We start from the raw sequence: 16,102 nt of genomic DNA on the forward strand, positions 1-16,102 counted from the left end.
GGCGGACGGGGAGGCCGCCCCCGGGGCGCGGCGCGGACGGGGACCGTCGGGACCACCACGACGGCCCACCCCGCGCAACGCCCTGCCGTTGTTGCACGCGGGGGCCGGGAAACGCCAGGGTGACTGTCACGACGGGGACGAGTGACGACCTGAGGGGCGACATGGACAGTGGTGGCTGGAGCAGGCGCCGATTCGTCGGCGCACTGGCGGGCGGGGCCGCCGCGGCGGCGCTGCCGGCCTGTGACAACACGCCCGCGCCCGCGACGACTCCGACCACGGCCCCGGAGCCGAGCACGTCACGGGAGGCCCGCCGCCCCTCCGGGCCCCGCCCGCTCCACCTCGGCACCTACACGTCCGTCGAGGGCGGCGGCAAGGGCATCGGCCTGGCCACGTACGACACGGCGACGGGCCGGATCACCGGCGCCGGCACGATCCCCGGCGTCGGCGACCCGTCGTACCTCGCGATCCACCCGGACCGCGGCACGCTGTACGCGGTGGACGAGCGCGACGACGGCACGGTGACCGCAGTCCGGCTGTCCGACCGGAAGGTGCTGGGCAGCCGGAGCACCGGCGGGGCGGCGCCCTGCCATCTGTCGGTGCATCCGGGCGGGCGCTGGCTGCTCAGCGCGAACTACGGCACGGGCAGTGTGGCCGTGCACCCCATCGACGCCTCTGGCGCACTCGGCGAGCGCACCGACCTCGTCCGGCACACCAGCCCGCCGCCCGGCCCCGGACAGGAGGGCCCGCACGCCCACCAGTTCGTCACGAGCCCGGACGGGGGCCATGTCCTCGCCGTCGATCTGGGCACGGACACCGTGTACACCTACCGGCTGAACGAGAAGGCCGGCACCCTCACCGAGGTCGCGCAGGCGCACACCCGGCCGGGCGCGGGCCCACGCCACCTCACCTTCCACCCGGACGGCCGGTACGCCTACCTCGCCAACGAGGCCGACAACACCGTCGCGGTCTGCTCGTACGACAAGGCCTCCGGCCGCGTGACCGTCGGCGAGGCGCAGTCCACGGGCACGGGTTCCGGTACGAGCTACCCGGCGCAGATCCTGGTGACCGCCGACGGCCGCCACGCCTATCTCGCCAACCGGGGCCACAACAGCCTCACCCGCTACGCCGTCGAGGCGGACGGCGCCCGGCTCCGGCTGCTCGACACGGTGCCGGTGGGCGGGGACTTCCCCCGGCAGATCGCCTTCTCGCCGGAGGGCACGCTGTTGTTCGCGGCGAACCAGAAGTCCTCCACCGTCACCGTCTTCCACGTGGACGAGGCGAACGGCGAACTGCGGCGCGCAGGAGAATCGTTCCCCTCACCCGTCGCCGTCTGTGCGCTGCCACTGTAGGGCCCGCGGGCACGACGCGGCGGTGGCCTGGCTGAGCAGGATGTGCATGCGTTCGGTGAGCTGCGCGACGTCGTCCGCGGGGGCGTGGAAGGCGAGGCGTACGTCGCCGTGGGTGCGGGCCCGTTCGATGCGCAGCGTCAGTCCGTGCCGGTCGACGGCGAGCGGCTGGACGCGGACCGCGCCGTGCAGGCTGTCGGAGTCGACGAGCCGGGTGAGCCGCTCAACGGCGTCGGCGTGGCAGTCGGCGAGATGGGTCAGCAGCCGGGCCTCCGCCGTGGTGAGCGGGTCGGGCACGGCGGCGGCGAACTCGTCGAGGTCGACGACCATGGAGCCGGACGGCTGCCGCAGCACGACCCGCGTGGGCGTGAAGGCGAGCCGCTCCCCCTCGACGGCGAACCAGCCCGCGAGCCACAGCCGGGAGCGGATCCGGCTGCGGACCGGGACGGGCGCCACGTCGGCGAACTCCAGCACGGCGGACGGCTCCCCGCGGGGCGCGCAGATCGCGGCCGCCAGCAGGGCGCTGCCCTCCGGCACCTCGACGAGCACCCGGCCGTCCTCGCCCACGGTGTGCGCGCCGACCAGCTCCTCCCGCGTGCCCTCCGCGGTCACGGAGCAGGACCACGCGGCGGCGAGCACCGAACGCGCCCGCTCCGCCGCGGCGGGAGCCGCCGTCCAGCTGTGGCTGTCGTCACCCATCCCAGACCTCCTTAGGTAAGCCTCACCTAACCTACCGAAGATCGGGGTGCACGCCAACCACGGCACGTGCTCTTTCGAGACCTTTCAGGGCGTGAGGACGCCGAGGAGGGCGCGCGTGCACAGCTCGCGCACCTTCCCCCGGCCCAACTCCGCACCGCGCAGCCACTCCAGGCAGACGGCCGTGGTGAACGCCAGCCAGCCGCGCACGGCCAGCCGGACCTCCGGCCGGTCCTCGAAGGCGGGCCCGAACTCGGGGTCCGCGGCGAGCGCGGCGAGGATCTGCCGCTCCTGCGCGGCCAGGGCGCGCTGGTAGACCCGCCGGACCGCCTGGTCCCCGGCCGCGTCGGCGCGATGGAAGGCCCGGTAGCCGTGCGCGTGCGCCTGCACGTACTCCAGGAACGTCTCGAGACCGGCCGCGAGTTGTTCGCGGACCGGCACGCCGGGCACCGCCGCCGTCATGCGCAGCATGCGCTCGCTCTCGCGCTCGACGACCGCCGCGAAGAAGTCCCGCTTGGTCGGGAAGTAGTGGTACAGCAACCCGCGTGACACCCCGGCGATCTCGGCGACCTGCTCGATCCACACGTCGTCGTAGGGGCTCTCCGAGAACAGCCGCGCACCGACCGACAGGAGCTGCTCCCGGCGCTCCTCGGTGCTGAGCCGGCGGCGCGTGCGCCCGCCCTGGTTCGCGGCCATGCCCGCACTTTACTTGACGTCGGTTCAACAACCGCATCAGACTGAACCGCGCTATTGAACCCACGTACAACACGTGCGAACCCGCCGCCGGATCAAGGGAGATCGCGTCATGACCCAGGCGCCGATACGGACCGGGGAGCCCAAGGGTTTCCGGAGTGCCGAGCTGGGCTGGCCGGAGCTGGACCGCATTCCGCGTCCGCCGCGCCGCATCCCCCTCCTCGGCGACGTGGTGGGCGTGAACCGGAGCACTCCCCTGCAGGACTCGCTGCGCTACGCCCGCCGACTGGGGCCGGTGTTCCGGCGGAAGGCGTTCGGCAAGGAGTTCGTGTTCGTGTGGGGTGCCCGGCACGCGGCCGACCTCGCGGACGAGTCGCGGTTCGCCAAGCACGTGGGGCTCGGCGTGGCCAATCTCCGGCCGGTCGCCGGGGACGGCCTGTTCACGGCGTACAACCACGAGCCGAACTGGCAGCTGGCCCACGAGGTGCTCGCGCCGGGGTTCAGCCGCGACGCCATGGCCGGCTACCACCCGATGATGCTGGACGTCGCCAGGCGGCTGACGGAGCACTGGGACCGGGCGGCGGCGACGGGCCGGGCGGTGGACGTGCCCGGCGACATGACCAAGCTGACGCTGGAGACGATCGCGCGCACCGGCTTCGGGCACGACTTCGGTTCGTTCGAGCGCTCCCGGCCGCATCCCTTCGTGACCGCGATGGTGGGCACGCTGACCTACGCGCAGCGGCTCAACACCGTGCCCTTCCCGCTGGCTCCCCTGCTGCTGCGGAGCGCGACCCGCCGCAACGCGGCCGACATCGCCCACCTCAACCACACGGTCGACGAACTGGTCCGGGCCCGGCGCGCCACCGGCGGCGGCGACGGCGACCTGCTCGACCGCATGCTGGAGACCGCCCACCCCGACACCGGGGAACGGCTGGCGCCGCAGAACGTCCGCCGCCAGGTCATCACCTTCCTCGTCGCCGGGCACGAGACGACCTCGGGCGCGCTCTCCTTCGCCCTGCACTACCTCTCCCGCCACCCCGAGATCGCGGCCCGCGCCCGCGCGGAGGTGGACCGGGTGTGGGGCGACACGGCAGAACCCGCCTACGAGCAGGTGGCGCGGCTGCGCTACGTCCGCCGGGTGCTGGACGAGTCGCTGCGGCTGTGGCCCACCGCGCCCGCGTTCTCCCGGGAGGCCCGCCAGGACACGGTGCTGGCCGGAGAGCACCCGATGCGGCGCGGGGCCTGGGCGCTGGTGCTGACGCCGATGCTGCACCGGGACCCCGAGGTGTGGGGCGCGGACGCCGAGCGGTTCGACCCCGACCGCTTCGACGCGCAGGCCGTACAGTCACGGCCCCCGCACACCTTCAAGCCGTTCGGGACGGGCGCGCGGGCGTGCATCGGCCGCCAGTTCGCGCTGCACGAGGCCACGCTGGTGCTCGGGTTGCTGCTGCGGCGCTACGAGCTGCGGGCCGACCCCGCCTACCGACTGCGCGTGACGGAACGGCTGACGCTGATGCCGGAGGGCCTCAGGCTGCGGCCGGAGCGCCGCACCGCGGTGCCGGAGCCGGCCTCAGACCTGCGCCGTCCAGTGCCCGGGGCGGGTGACTGACCCGGGCAGCCGGGTCCCGGCACTCCCCCGGGCCGCGTTCAGCTGCGGTTGGGTGAGGAAGAACGCCCCGGTCAGGTCGGCGTCCGTGAGGTCCGCGTCGCGCAGGTCGGCACCGATCAGATCGGCGCCCCGCAGGTCCGCGCCGGTGAGGTCGGCGGCGATGAGATAGGCACCGCGGAGACTGGCACCGCGCAGGTCGGCGCCCTTGAGGCGGGCGCCCATGAGGTCCGCACCCCGGCGGTCCTTCCTGCGGCCCTCGGTGCCGGCCCTGGCCAGCTCGCTCGTCCTCAGCAGCAGGACGTTGACCTCCTGGCGGTGTGCCGCCACGTCCAGCCCGGCGAGCTCCTCGGGGGTCCCGCCGGTCAGCTCCTGGGTCTTCTCCAGCGCCTCGCACAGCTCGGCGTGGACGGGTCGGGCCGCGGGCAGGGCGAGCGCCTCGGTCAGGTACCACAGCAGTTCGTGCAGCTGCCGGACCACCGGGAACACCTCGAACATGCGGCGGGCCCGCTCCGGCGGCCCGGTCCGCCAGTCCTGCCCGCCGAAGGTGATCTGCGAGACCTGCTGCCCGGCGCCGAAGCAGTCGTAGACCGTGCAGCCGGTGAATCCCTTCTGCCGGAGCCTGGCGTGGATGCCGCAGCGGTGGTCCTCCCGGAGGTTGCGGCAGGGTGTGCCGGCGGCCTTGTCGACCGCGAAGTCGGCCGAGGCGGCGAAGGGCAGGGCGACACAGCACAGCCCGAAACACCGCTCGCAGTCGCCGCGCAGTTCGGCCCGCTCGGCCTGATGATCTCGCATGCGGTTCAGCATACGAAACGACATGTCATCGGTCGGGTGCGGTCACCCCGCGCCCCGGGCGCCTCCAGCCGCTCCAGTCGCTCGGGGTCGGCCAGGATGTACAGGTCGGTGATGCGCCCGTCGGCGATCGTCACGCCCATGACCGACTGGATGCGGCCCTCCGGCGCGATGATCATTCCGACCGAGCCGTTGACCAGCACCAGCTCCGCGGACCGCGTGAACGGGGCGAACATGAGCGCCTGCTCCGCCACCGCCTTCGCGCCCTGGACCAGCTTGGAGGCGGCCGCTCCGCGCACGAGGGCGCCCGAGTCGGCCCGCAGCAGCACATCGGGGTGCAGGAGGGCCACCAGCGCCTAGAAGTCCCCGGCGCGCGAGGCGGCGAGGAAGGCGTCGAGCACCTGCTTCTGCCGGCCGAGGTCGGGCTCGTTCGACGGCGTCGCGCCACTCACCCGGCGCCGGGCGCGGCTCGCCAGCTGCCGGGTCGCGGCGGCGCTGCGCTCCACGATCGGCGCGATGTCGTCGAACGGCACGGCGAACATGTCGTGCAGCACGAAGGTGAGCCGCTCGTCGGGCGCCAGGTTCTCCAGCACGACGAGCAGGGCCAGGCCCACCGAGTCGGCCTGGAGCACCTCCTCGGCCGGGTCGATGTGCGACAGGGGCCGGAGCACCGGGTCCGGGACGAAGGCCCCCACGGTGTCCTGGGTGTCGCCCATCGGCTCCTCGCGGCGGGCGGTGCGCGAGCGCAGCATGTCCAGGCAGACCCGGCCGGTCACCGTGGTCAGCCAGCCGCCGAGGTTCTGGATGTCGTCCGTGTCGGTCCGGCTGAGCTTCAGCCACGCTTCCTGGACGGCGTCCTCCGCCTCGGTTAGCGATCCGAGCATGCGGTAGGCCACCGCCTTGAGGTGTCCGCGGTGTTCCTCGAACCGGTGCGCCAGTTCCTCGCTGCCTGTCATGGTCACCCCCGTCGTCTGCCGGTCAACCGCTGATCATCTGCTGAACAGTTCGAACGCCACCGCGGGGCGGCCCCCGAACCGCTCCCCCGTCCTCTCGGCGTGCTGCGAAAGGAAGCCGCGCACGTACGTCTCCGGGTCCTCGCTGGTCAACACCTCGATGTAGGTGCGGTGTTCCAGCAGGGAACGCACCGCCCGCTCCAGGCCGGGCGTCGCGTCGACGGCGTGCGTGGGGGTGCTGGAGCCCGCGACGGCGACCCAGCGCACGCCGTCCCAGGGGTCGAGGCCCTGCTCGACGAGCTCGGGGAAGATCCACCGGTTGCCGGCGTCGCCGGCCGCGTCGAGCGTGGCCCGGCCCACCGCCACGTGGTCCGGAGTGTTCCAGGCGACGCCGCCCCAGGTATCGCGGTGGTTGAGCGTGATGACCAGCTCGGGCCGGTGCCGGCGGATGGCGGCGGCGATGTCGCGGCGCAGGGCCGTGCCGTACTCGATGACACCGTCCCTGTGGTCGAGGAACTCCACCTCCGAGACGCCGACCACCGCCGCGCTGGCCCGCTGCTCCCGCTCGCGCAGGGGCCCGCACCGCGCGGGCTCGATGGTGTCGATGCCCGCCTCGCCCCGGGTCGCGAGCACGTAGACGACCTCGCGGCCCTCGTCGGTCCAGGCCGCGATCGCCGCCGAGCAGCCGTACTCGAGGTCGTCCGGGTGTGCCACGACCGCGAGAGCACGCCGCCAGTCATCGGGCATGGGCTGCAGTTGAGTGGTCGTCATGCCCGCAGACTAGCCCGCGCCGCCGACAGCACCGGGCGTACGGCACGGCATCAGGCCTCGCCCCGCACGAGCGCCAGCAGCCGGTCGAGGACGCGGGGGCCGCCGGTGCGGATGCCGTCGTGCTCGAACTCGTCCGTGATCCAGGTGCGCAGAGCCCGGATCGTGCGGGCGGTGCGCAGGGAGTGGGCCGTGTCGACGTACATGTCGTCGTGGTAGACGGCCGCCACCACCGGCACCGTGTTGGCGGCGAGGCGGGCGGGGTCGTACAGGGGCGTCCAGTCGGTGCGGGCGGCGAGCAGGTCGGCGGTCTCGCGCAGCGGGCGCAGCGCCGGGTCGCAGTCGAACATCCAGGGGTGAATCGATTCCCCGGTGAACAGGAGAGGCTCGTCGCCCGCGAGGGCCTTGGCGGCGTCGAACTGCGGGAACTCGGCGCGGACCCGCTCGGCGGACCAGGCCGTGGGCCGGGCGTCCTGGCCGTAGATCGACTCGTGGACCAGGGCGTACAGCGGGTGGCGGGCGTAGGAGAGCATGGCCTGCACCTGTTCCTGGAACGCGTCGGAGAGCGTGGTGCCCTGCGGGGTGCGGACGAAGGCGTTCTCCAAGAGGTAGTGCAGGCGGTGGGTGCCGTCGCCGGTGCCGAGGGCGATACCGAGGGACTGGAAGGCCTCGACGGTGAGCAGGTAGCCGTTCGGCAGGACCACGTCGTGGTGCAGCAGGTGGTCGGCGATGCGGCGGGCGCGCTCGACGTCCTGCGGGTAGCGGGCGTAGTGGGCGGCGACCTTGCGTTCGATGCGCGGGAAGGCGGCCCGGTAGACGTCGTCGGCGTGGGCGTCCAGGGAGGGCAGACCGCCGGTGATCACGGCCGTCGCCAGGCCCTCGGGCGCGAGGGACAGGTAGCTGGTGACGCAGAAGCCGCCGAAGCTCTGGCCGAGGACGGTCCAGGGCTTGCCGCCGGTGAGCTCGGCGCGGATGGCCTCGCAGTCGCGGACGATCGCGTCGGCACGGAAGTGCGTGAGGTAGCCGGCCTGCTCGGCCGGGCCGCCGCGCAGCGGGAGCGTCTGGCGGTTGGCGGGTGTGCTGTGTCCGGTGCCGCGCTGGTCGAGCAGCAGGACGCGGTACTCCTTGAGGGCCCGGCCGAGCCAGCCCGGCCGGCCGACGGAGCGGTCCGCGCCGAAGCCGGGGCCGCCCTGGAGGTAGAGCAGCCACGGCAGGTCCTGGTGCGTCTTGTCGCTCGCGACGACCTCGCGGGCGTACAGCTCGATCGTCTCGCCCCCGGGGCGGTCGTGGTCGAGGGGGACGGTGAAGCGGCGGTCGGTGAGGACGACTCCGGGCTGGCGGTAGCTGACGGTCAACAGGGCTCCCGGGACGGACGGATTTTCGGGCCGCGTCCCAGTTCATCACAGCGACCGTCCGCGGGTGAGCCCTTCGATCATGAAACCTTGCTGAACGGCCGTTCAGGCTGAGCCTGAGCGGCCGTTCAGGCTCAGCGGGCGGACAGGCTGGAGCGGCGGACCACCAGCTCGGGCTGGAGGACGACCCTGCGGTGCTCGTGTGCGCGCGCCGCGCCGTCTTCCTCCGTCTCCTCCAGGAGCAGGTCGGCTGCCATGGCGCCCATGGTGACGGCGGGCTGCCGCACCGAGGTGAGCGGGACGGCCGCGGCGGCGGCGAACTCGATGTCGTCGTAGCCGACGATGGCGAGGTCGTCCGGGACGCCGACGCCGGCCGCGTACATGGCCTGCAGGACGCCGAGGGCGAGCAGGTCGTTGGCGCAGAACACGGCGGTGGGCCGGTCGGCGAGGCCGAGCAGCCGGGCCCCGGCGTCGCGGCCGGCGGCGACGTCCAGCCGTTCGCTGGGCAGCTCGCGCAGCGCGTCGGGGCCGAGCCCGGCCTCGGCGAGCGCCTCCAGGGCGCCGGTGCGGCGGTCGCTGACCTGGTTCAGGCCGGGCGGGCCGCTGACGTAGGCGAGAGAGCGGTGCCCGGCGTCGACGAGGTGGCGTACCGCGAGGGCGCCGCCCGCGACGTCGTCGACGGAGACCGAGCACTCGGTGGTGCCCTCGGCGACCCGGTCGACCAGGACGAACGGGATGTTGTGCCGGCGGAACGCCTCGATGTTGCGGCCGGTGGCGTCGGCCGGGGTGAGCAGCACGCCGCGCACCCGCTGCTCGGCGAAGAGCGACAGGTACTCGGCCTCCTCGCCCGGGTTCTGGGCGCTGTTGCAGACCATCACGCCGAGTCCGGCCCGGCGGGCGGCACGCTCGGCGCCGCGCGCCACGTCGACGAAGAAGGGGTTGCCCATGTCCAGGACCAGCAGCCCCATGATGCGGCTGCGGCCCGCGCGCAGCTGGCGTGCGGACTCACTGCGGACGTAGCCGAGCCGGTCTATCGCGGACAGCACCCGGGCCCGGGTCTCGGTCGCGACCGTGTCCGGGCGGTTGATCACGTTCGAGACCGTGCCGACGGAGACTCCGGCGACGCGGGCGACGTCCTTGATACCCACCGACTGGGCCATCGGGCAGGGACCTCCAGAGGGGAGACGAGGGGGCGGCCGGGGCGGCCTCACATTACCGGCATGCCGCCCCGGGAACCGGATGCGGTCAGGCGGGCAGCCGGAAGTCCGTCACGTGCAGCGCCGAGGGCGTCGTGCCGCTGGACTTCTCCTGGTACATGAACGACAGCACCCCGTCCTGCGCGACCCTCGTCTCGTCGATGACGACCTCGCCGAAGGCGTCGAGTCCGCTGCCGTCGAAGAGGATCCTCCAGTCCGTGTGCCCCGAGGCGGCGGAGGCCGCGGCGATCCGGCCGAAGGGGAAGACCGCGTACGCGTTGTCGTACTTGTCCAGGATCAGCTTGGTGCGCTGGCTGGAGTTCAGCGGGACCGGTATCTCGGTCTTCTGCCAGGTGCCGGAGGCGTTCTTGCGGACGTGGAAGGCACGGCCGTTGGCGGTGCGGTCCGCGACGTAGTTCGTGGTGCACTGGCCGAAGCGGCCGGGCACGTAGGAGATGATCGCGTGCGGCCGGCCCGCGGAGTCGGTGAACTGGCTCTCCTGGTTCATCAGGGAGTGGTCCGGATTGAGCGGGTCGATCACCAGGCCGGCGTCGGTCACGGACACCTTGTCGGAGCCGCCCGTCACACCCACGACGGTCCCGGCGTTGTTGCGCCAGGTGCGGCCGCGGTCGTCGGAGTAGACGTAGCCGGTGTCGTGGTTGGTGATGCCGCCGCCGTTGCACATCACGGCGCCGTTCTGCTCGCGCCAGGTGAAGAAGGAATGCAGCCGGCCGTTGCGGTCGTAGTCGATGCCGTGCAGGTACATGTTGCGGGCCGTCGAGGAGCCGTGCTCGCTGGTGTACGTGCCCGTCGAGGCGGACCACTCGCCGAGGTTGGTCCACTTGGTGCCGTCGTACTCGGCGAGGGCGTTGCGGCCGTTGCCGGAGACGGCGACGCGGTAGCTCAGCTGGAGCTTGCCGTCGGGCGTCGACACGAACTGCGGATAGGTGAACTGCGAGGTGAGCGCCACCCCGTCCAGGGTCGACTGGGGCGCCCCGAAACGGGCGGCGGTCCAGCTCAGCCCCGCGGGGTCGTCCATGAGCCCGGCGACGGACTTGACGTAGGTGAAGCCGTCGCTGTGGGAGTCCATGTTGAGGTGCAGCCGGCCGTCGCCCTTGGAGACGCCCATGGAGATGACGTTGTGCGAGTCGCTGGCCTTGAGCGTGTGGCCGACCTTCACGGTGGACCAGGTGCTCCCGCCGAGGACGCGGCGGCCGACGACGGCGCCCCGGTCGGCGGTGTACCAGACGGCGTACTGGTAGCCCTTGTAGGTCAGCAGGCCGTTCTTCTGGAACGCGTTGTTGTTGACCAGACCGTCGTACGACACGAAGAAGATCGCCTGGCCGTCGAGCGTGGTGGTGCCGGTCCGGGTGACGGAGGGGCCGGGGTCGGCGGCCCGCGCGGTGCCGGAGGCGAGGGCGGGGGTCACCACCGCTCCCGCGAGGGCGGCGGCCAGCAACGTACGTCTGTGCATCTCGTGGACTCCATCGTCATGCGAGGTGGAACACTTCGGTGAGCGGTTTCATGGCCTCGTCGGGCCGGGCGCCGTCCAGCGACTCGAAGAACGGCGCCATCTCCGCCTGCCAGCGGGCGTTGACGTCGGTGGCTTCCATGGCGGCCCGGGCGGCGGCGAAGTCCTCGGTCTCGAGGTAGCCGACGAGCAGTCCGTCCTCGCGCAGGAAGAGCGAGTAGTTGTGCCAGCCGGTCTGCGAGAGTGCCGTCAGCATCTCGGGCCACACCGCGGCGTGCCGCTCGCGGTACTCGTAGAGGCGCTCCGCCCGGACCTTCAGCAGGAAGCACACGCGCTGCATCAACGACCTCCCAGGGTCTAGAAGTTGAACTGGTCGATGTTCTTCGCGTCGAACACGGTCGGCTTGCCGAGGCTGATCACGCCGTCCTTGCCGATGGTGTACTCGCCCATGGAGCCGGCCTTGAAGGTCTCGCCCTCCTTGCCGGTGATCTGCCCGGAGGACAGGGCGACGGCGGTGCGGGCGGCCAGTTCGCCGAGCCTGGCCGGGTCCCACAGCTCGAACGCCTCGACGGTGCCGTTCTTGACGTACTTGCGCATGTCGTTCGGGGTGCCGAGGCCGGTCAGACTGACCTTGCCCTTGTACTTGGAGCCCGACAGGTACTGGGCTGCGGCCTTGATGCCGACGGTGGTCGGGGAGATGATCCCCTTGAGGTTCGGGTACTCCTGCAGCAGGCCCTGGGTCTGCTGGAAGGACTGCTGGGCGTCGTCGTTGCCGTAGGCGGTCTTCACCAGCTTCATGTTCTTGTACTCGGGCTTCTTCAGCTCGTCCTTCATGAAGTCGATCCAGGTGTTCTGGTTCGTCGCGGTCTGCGCGGCGGACAGGATCGCGATCTCGCCCCTGAAGTCGATCTGCTTGGCGAGCAGCTGCACCTCGGTACGGCCCAGGTCCTCGGCGGAGGCCTGCGAGACGAAGGCGTTGCGGCAGTCGGGCGTGGTGTCGGAGTCGTAGGTGACGACCTTGATGTCGTTCTTCATGGCCTGCTTGAGCGCGGTGCACAGCGCCCCCGGGTCCTGCGCGGACACGGCCATCGCGTCGACCTGCTGCTGGGTGAGCGTGTTGACGTAGGAGACCTGTCCGGCGGTGTCGGTCGCGCTGGACGGGCCGACCTCCTTGTAGCTGGAGCCCAGCTCCTTGAGCGCCTTCTCGCCGCCCTTGTCGGCGCTGGTGAAGTACGGGTTGTTGACCTGCTTGGGCAGAAACCCGACGGTGAGGCCCTTCTTGGTGGCCGCGTTCGGGTCGGCCTTGCCGGCGGTGGCGGCGCTGCCGCCCTCGTTCGCGACGTCCTTCTTGGTGGTGCCGCCGCCGCAGGCGGTGAGGGCCAGGGTGAGAGAGGTGGCGGTGGCGAGGGCCGCGCAGCTGCGGCGCAGGGTTGACTTACGCATGACGGTTTCCTTTGACGAAGGAGAGTGAGACGCGCCCTTGTCTGCCAGGGGCGCGGGGCTGTATCGCTGTGCGGCTCCGCCGCACAGGGCGCGAACAGCCACAGCGGACGGTCAGCCGGACGACGATGGAGCACGCACGACGGCGATCTGCCGCGCGACCCGCGGCCCGAGTACGGAAAGCACGAGCAACACACCGGTGACGACGATCTGCGACTGCGCGGAAACGTCCTGGAGGCTCATCACGTTCTGCAACGCCCCCAGCAGAAACACCCCGGCGATGGCACCGCCGAGCGTGCCCTTGCCGCCGTCGAAGTCGATGCCGCCGAGCAACACGGCGGCCACGACGGACAGTTCGAGGCCGGTGGCGTTGTCGTAACGGGCGCTGGCGTAGTGCAGCGCCCAGAAGATCCCGGTCAGGGAGGCCATCAGACCGGTCAGCGTGAACAGGATCAGCTTCTGCCGCCTGACCCGGATGCCGGCGAAGCGGGCCGCCTCCTCGCTCGCGCCGATCGCGAACAGCGACCGCCCGAACGGTGTGGCGTGCAGCGCGACCACGGCGATGGCCAGCAGGACGAGGAACGGCAGGAAGGCGTACGGGATGAACGTGTCGCCGATCCGCCCAGCCGCGAAGTCCAGGTACTGCGTGGGGAAGTCGGTGACCGCGTCGGAGCCGAGCACGATCTGCGCGATGCCCCGGTAGGCCGCCAGCGTGCCGATGGTCACGGCGAGGGACGGCAGCCCCAGCCTGGTCACCAGCAGGCCGTTGACCAGTCCGCACACCACACCCAGCAGCAGGCAGATCGGGATGATGGTCTCGATGGCCATGCCCTGGTTCCACAGGGCACCCATCACCGCGCCGGACAGTCCGGCCGTGGAGGCGACCGACAGGTCGATCTCACCGGAGACGACCAGCAGGGTCATCGGCAGAGCGATCAGCGCGATCGGCAGCGTGTTGCCGATCAGGAACGACAGGTTGAGCGCGTTGCCGAAGCCGTCGACGAAACCGAAGGAGAACAGCAGGACCACGACGAGGAGTGCACCGACGACCGTGTCCCAGCGGACCGCTCGGCTCAGGGAGATGTCAGCCATGGCGGGCGTTCCTCTTCTTCAGGGCGGAGGCCACGCGCAGCGCGACGACCCGGTCGACCGCGATCGCGAGGATGAGCAGGATGCCGTTGATCGCGAGCACCCAGACGGAGCTGACGCCGAGGGCGGGCAGCACGCTGTTGACGGAGGTCAGCAGCAGGGCGCCGAGGGCGGCGCCGTGGACGCTGCCGGAGCCGCCGGTGAAGACGACGCCGCCGACCACGACCGCGCTGACGACGGTCAGTTCGTAGCCGCCCCCGGTGCCGGAGTCGACGTTGCCGAAGCGGGCCAGGTACATGGCGCCGGCGAGTCCGGCGAGCGCGCCGCAGAAGGTGTACGCGGCGAGGATCCGCTTGCGGACGGGGATCCCGGCGAGGCGGGCCGCCTCGGGGTTGGAGCCGAGGGCGTACAGCTCGCGTCCGCCGGCGAAATGCCTGAGGTAGTAGGCGGTGGCGATGAGCACCGCCAGCGCGATCAGCGCCAGGTACGGCACCGCGGAGATGCCGCCGGAGCCGAAGTCGACGAATCCGCCGGGCAGATCGGCCGCGGTGATCTGGCGGGAGCCGACCCAGATGGAGTCGATGCCGCGGATGATGTAGAGCGTGCCGAGGGTGACGACGAGCGCGGGCACCTGTCCGAGGCTGACGAGCAGTCCGTTGAGCAGTCCGAAGCCGATGCCGAGCAGCACCGCCAGGGCGATCGCCACGACGGAGTCGCCCCCGCCCTGGAGATACGTGCCGGCGGCGAAGGCGCTGATGCCGAGGGTGGATCCGACGGACAGGTCGACGTTGCGGGTGATGACGACAAGGGACTGGCCGGTGGCGACCAGGACCAGGATCGTCGCGTTCAGCAGCAGGTCCTTGATGCCCTGCTCGGACAGGAACTCGCTGTTGCCCGCCTGGGTGACGCCGATCATCACCAGGAAGACGAGCAGGATGGCGAGTTCGCGCATCTTGAAGACGCGGTCGACCAGCCGGGTGCCGCTCGACTTGGGCACGTCGGCCACGGGGGCTTCTCGCGGGGTGACGACCGTCATGCGGCGGCCCTCCCGGTGGCTGCGGCCATCACGGTTTCCTCGGTGGCGTCGGAGCGCGGGATCTCGGCGGTGAGCCGGCCCTCGTGCATCACCAGCACGCGGTCGGCCATGCCGAGGATCTCGGGCAGGTCGGAGGAGATCATCAGGACGGCCACACCGTCGGCGGCCAGCTGCGACAGCAGCCGGTGCACCTCGGCCTTGGTGCCGACGTCGATGCCGCGGGTCGGCTCGTCGACGATCAGCACCTTCGGGCCGGTGGCCAGCCACTTGGCGAGTACGACCTTCTGCTGGTTGCCGCCGGAGAGCGTGTTGACCGTGTCGGCGATCCGGGCGTACTTCACCTGGAGCTTGACGGCCCAGTCGAGGGAGCGGCTGCGCTCGGCGCCGCGGTCCATCAGCCCGGCCTTCACGGTCGTACGCAGCCCGGTGAGCCCGATGTTCCGCTCGATGGACATGTCCATCACCAGGCCCTGGGCGCGCCGGTCCTCCGGGACCAGGGCGACTCCGGCGGCCATGGCGGCGGAGGGCGCGCCGTTGACCAGGGACGTGCCGTGGACGAAGACCTCGCCGGCGTCCCGGCGGTCGATGCCGAACACCGCCCGGGCGACCTCGGTGCGCCCGGCGCCGACGAGCCCGGCAAGGCCGACGATCTCGCCGTGCCGGACCTCGAAGGAGACGTCGGTGAAGACCCCCTCGCGGGTCAGCCGGCGCACGCTCAGGGCGACTTCGCCCGGCTTCACGTCCTGCTTGGGGTAGAGCTCGTCGAGGTCGCGGCCGACCATGCGGCGCACCAGGTCGTCCTCGGTCATGCCCTCCAGGAGCTCGCCGGCGATCCGGGCGCCGTCGCGCAGGGTGGTGACCCGGCGGCAGATCTCGAAGATCTCCTCCAGCCGGTGGGAGATGAACAGCACGGCTGCGCCCTGGTCGCGCAGGGTGCGGACGACGCCGAAGAGGCGGGCGACCTCGCTGCCGGTGAGGGCGGCGGTCGGCTCGTCCATGATCAGGACGCGGGCGTCGAAGGAGAGGGCCTTGGCGATCTCGACGATCTGCTGGTCGGCGATGGACAGACCGCGGGCGGGCCGGTCGGGGTCGAGTTCGACACCGAGGCGCTGCATCAGGGCGGCGGTCGCGCTGTGGGTGGCCTTGTGGTCGATCCGGCCGAGGGCGCGGCGCGGCTGGCGGCCCGTGTAGATGTTCTCGGCGATCGACAGGTCGGGGAAGAGCGTGGGCTCCTGGTAGATCACGGCGATGCCGGCGTCGCGGGCGTCGCCGGGTCCGTGGAAGGCGACGGGCGCACCGTCGAGCAGCACCTGGCCGGCGTCCGGGCGGTGCACTCCGGCGAGCGTCTTGATGAGGGTGGACTTGCCGGCACCGTTCTCACCGGCGAGTGCGTGCACCTCCCCGGGGAACAGCTCCAGGGAGACGTCCCGCAGTGCGCGGACCGCGCCGAAGGACTTGGAGACGTCCTTCAGCGCGAGAACCGGGGCCGGACCCGTGGTGGACGGGTGGGTCATGAGGGCTCCTCGACGACGCCGGCGGGTCGGCCCTCTCGGCGTCGTGAAAGGTTTCAACTGGGTTGCCGGGACGTTAGGCGGGCCGCGCATGTCACGTCAATGGGTTCCGGTCGAAAAAGTTTCGAGGACAGAAGGTCACGCATGAGTCAC

General features: G+C 71.7%; 14 protein-coding genes and 1 pseudogene. 2 read left to right on the forward strand and 13 right to left on the reverse strand.

Translation table 11 applies throughout. The features are described from left to right. Nucleotides 1–161: 161 nt before the first annotated feature. Entirely contained in the window at nucleotides 162–1,349 is a 1,188-nt protein-coding gene (locus tag HDC93_RS16445) for a lactonase family protein (protein ID WP_185011701.1), read from the forward strand. On the opposite strand, the gene HDC93_RS16450 is transcribed toward HDC93_RS16445, so the two are convergent. Both HDC93_RS16450 and HDC93_RS16455 read right to left on the reverse strand, forming a co-directional pair. Next, nucleotides 1,317–2,045, reverse strand: coding sequence for a DUF2470 domain-containing protein (locus tag HDC93_RS16450; RefSeq protein WP_185011468.1), 729 nt, complete (start codon nucleotides 2,043–2,045; stop codon nucleotides 1,317–1,319). The genes HDC93_RS16445 and HDC93_RS16450 overlap by 33 nt on opposite strands. Before the next feature lie 84 nt (nucleotides 2,046–2,129). Beyond that, complete coding sequence (locus HDC93_RS16455) at nucleotides 2,130–2,738, reverse strand: TetR/AcrR family transcriptional regulator (RefSeq protein WP_185011470.1); 609 nt, start codon at nucleotides 2,736–2,738, stop codon at nucleotides 2,130–2,132. A gap of 109 nt (nucleotides 2,739–2,847) precedes the next feature. Between HDC93_RS16455 and HDC93_RS16460 the strand changes: the two genes are divergently transcribed. Next, the gene (locus HDC93_RS16460) at nucleotides 2,848–4,344 is read left to right on the forward strand and encodes a cytochrome P450 (protein ID WP_185011472.1); all 1,497 of its coding nucleotides are present in this window, start codon (nucleotides 2,848–2,850) and stop codon (nucleotides 4,342–4,344) included. Here the strand turns inward: HDC93_RS16460 and HDC93_RS16465 are convergent. The 11 genes and pseudogenes from HDC93_RS16465 to HDC93_RS16515 form a co-directional block, all read right to left on the reverse strand. Continuing rightward, nucleotides 4,306–5,148 carry a pentapeptide repeat-containing protein gene (locus tag HDC93_RS16465; protein ID WP_185011474.1) on the reverse strand — a complete coding sequence of 281 codons (843 nt, stop codon included), beginning with the start codon at nucleotides 5,146–5,148 and terminating at the stop codon, nucleotides 4,306–4,308. The two genes, HDC93_RS16460 and HDC93_RS16465, sit on opposite strands and share 39 nt — an antisense overlap. Then, nucleotides 5,142–6,089, reverse strand: a pseudogene (gene sigJ, locus HDC93_RS16470) (RNA polymerase sigma factor SigJ). Before sigJ ends, HDC93_RS16465 begins: the two are co-directional and overlap by 7 nt. A 33-nt stretch (nucleotides 6,090–6,122) precedes the next feature. Then, nucleotides 6,123–6,857: a PIG-L deacetylase family protein gene (locus tag HDC93_RS16475; RefSeq protein ID WP_185011476.1), complete on the reverse strand. Its 735-nt coding sequence runs from the start codon at nucleotides 6,855–6,857 to the stop codon at nucleotides 6,123–6,125. 50 nt (nucleotides 6,858–6,907) lie between these two features. Next, entirely contained in the window at nucleotides 6,908–8,209 is a 1,302-nt protein-coding gene (locus HDC93_RS16480; RefSeq protein WP_185011478.1) for an alpha/beta fold hydrolase, read from the reverse strand. A 131-nt stretch (nucleotides 8,210–8,340) separates the two neighbouring features. Beyond that, the gene (locus HDC93_RS16485) at nucleotides 8,341–9,366 is read right to left on the reverse strand and encodes a LacI family DNA-binding transcriptional regulator (protein ID WP_185011479.1); all 1,026 of its coding nucleotides are present in this window, start codon (nucleotides 9,364–9,366) and stop codon (nucleotides 8,341–8,343) included. Between the two features lie 85 nt (nucleotides 9,367–9,451). Continuing rightward, the gene (locus HDC93_RS16490; protein WP_185011481.1) at nucleotides 9,452–10,876 is read right to left on the reverse strand and encodes a BNR repeat-containing protein; all 1,425 of its coding nucleotides are present in this window, start codon (nucleotides 10,874–10,876) and stop codon (nucleotides 9,452–9,454) included. 16 nt (nucleotides 10,877–10,892) lie between these two features. Beyond that, on the reverse strand, nucleotides 10,893–11,213 hold the full coding sequence (locus HDC93_RS16495; protein ID WP_185011483.1) for an L-rhamnose mutarotase: 321 nt from the start codon (nucleotides 11,211–11,213) through the stop codon (nucleotides 10,893–10,895). Between the two features lie 17 nt (nucleotides 11,214–11,230). After that, a complete protein-coding gene (rhaS, locus tag HDC93_RS16500; protein WP_185011485.1) occupies nucleotides 11,231–12,316 on the reverse strand; it encodes a rhamnose ABC transporter substrate-binding protein in 1,086 nt (361 codons plus the stop codon). A 111-nt stretch (nucleotides 12,317–12,427) separates the two neighbouring features. Then, a complete protein-coding gene (locus HDC93_RS16505) occupies nucleotides 12,428–13,405 on the reverse strand; it encodes an ABC transporter permease (protein WP_185011487.1) in 978 nt (325 codons plus the stop codon). Then, complete coding sequence (locus HDC93_RS16510) at nucleotides 13,398–14,438, reverse strand: ABC transporter permease (RefSeq protein ID WP_185011489.1); 1,041 nt, start codon at nucleotides 14,436–14,438, stop codon at nucleotides 13,398–13,400. Before HDC93_RS16510 ends, HDC93_RS16505 begins: the two co-directional genes overlap by 8 nt. Beyond that, nucleotides 14,435–15,952 (reverse strand): sugar ABC transporter ATP-binding protein, encoded by a 1,518-nt coding sequence (locus HDC93_RS16515; protein ID WP_185011491.1) that lies wholly within the window; start codon nucleotides 15,950–15,952, stop codon nucleotides 14,435–14,437. Before HDC93_RS16515 ends, HDC93_RS16510 begins: the two co-directional genes overlap by 4 nt. Between the last annotated feature and the right edge of the window lie 150 nt (nucleotides 15,953–16,102).

It is taken from the genome of Streptomyces sp. AK010 (assembly GCF_014207295.1).
Taxonomy (GTDB): Bacteria; Actinomycetota; Actinomycetes; order Streptomycetales; family Streptomycetaceae; genus Streptomyces; species Streptomyces massasporeus.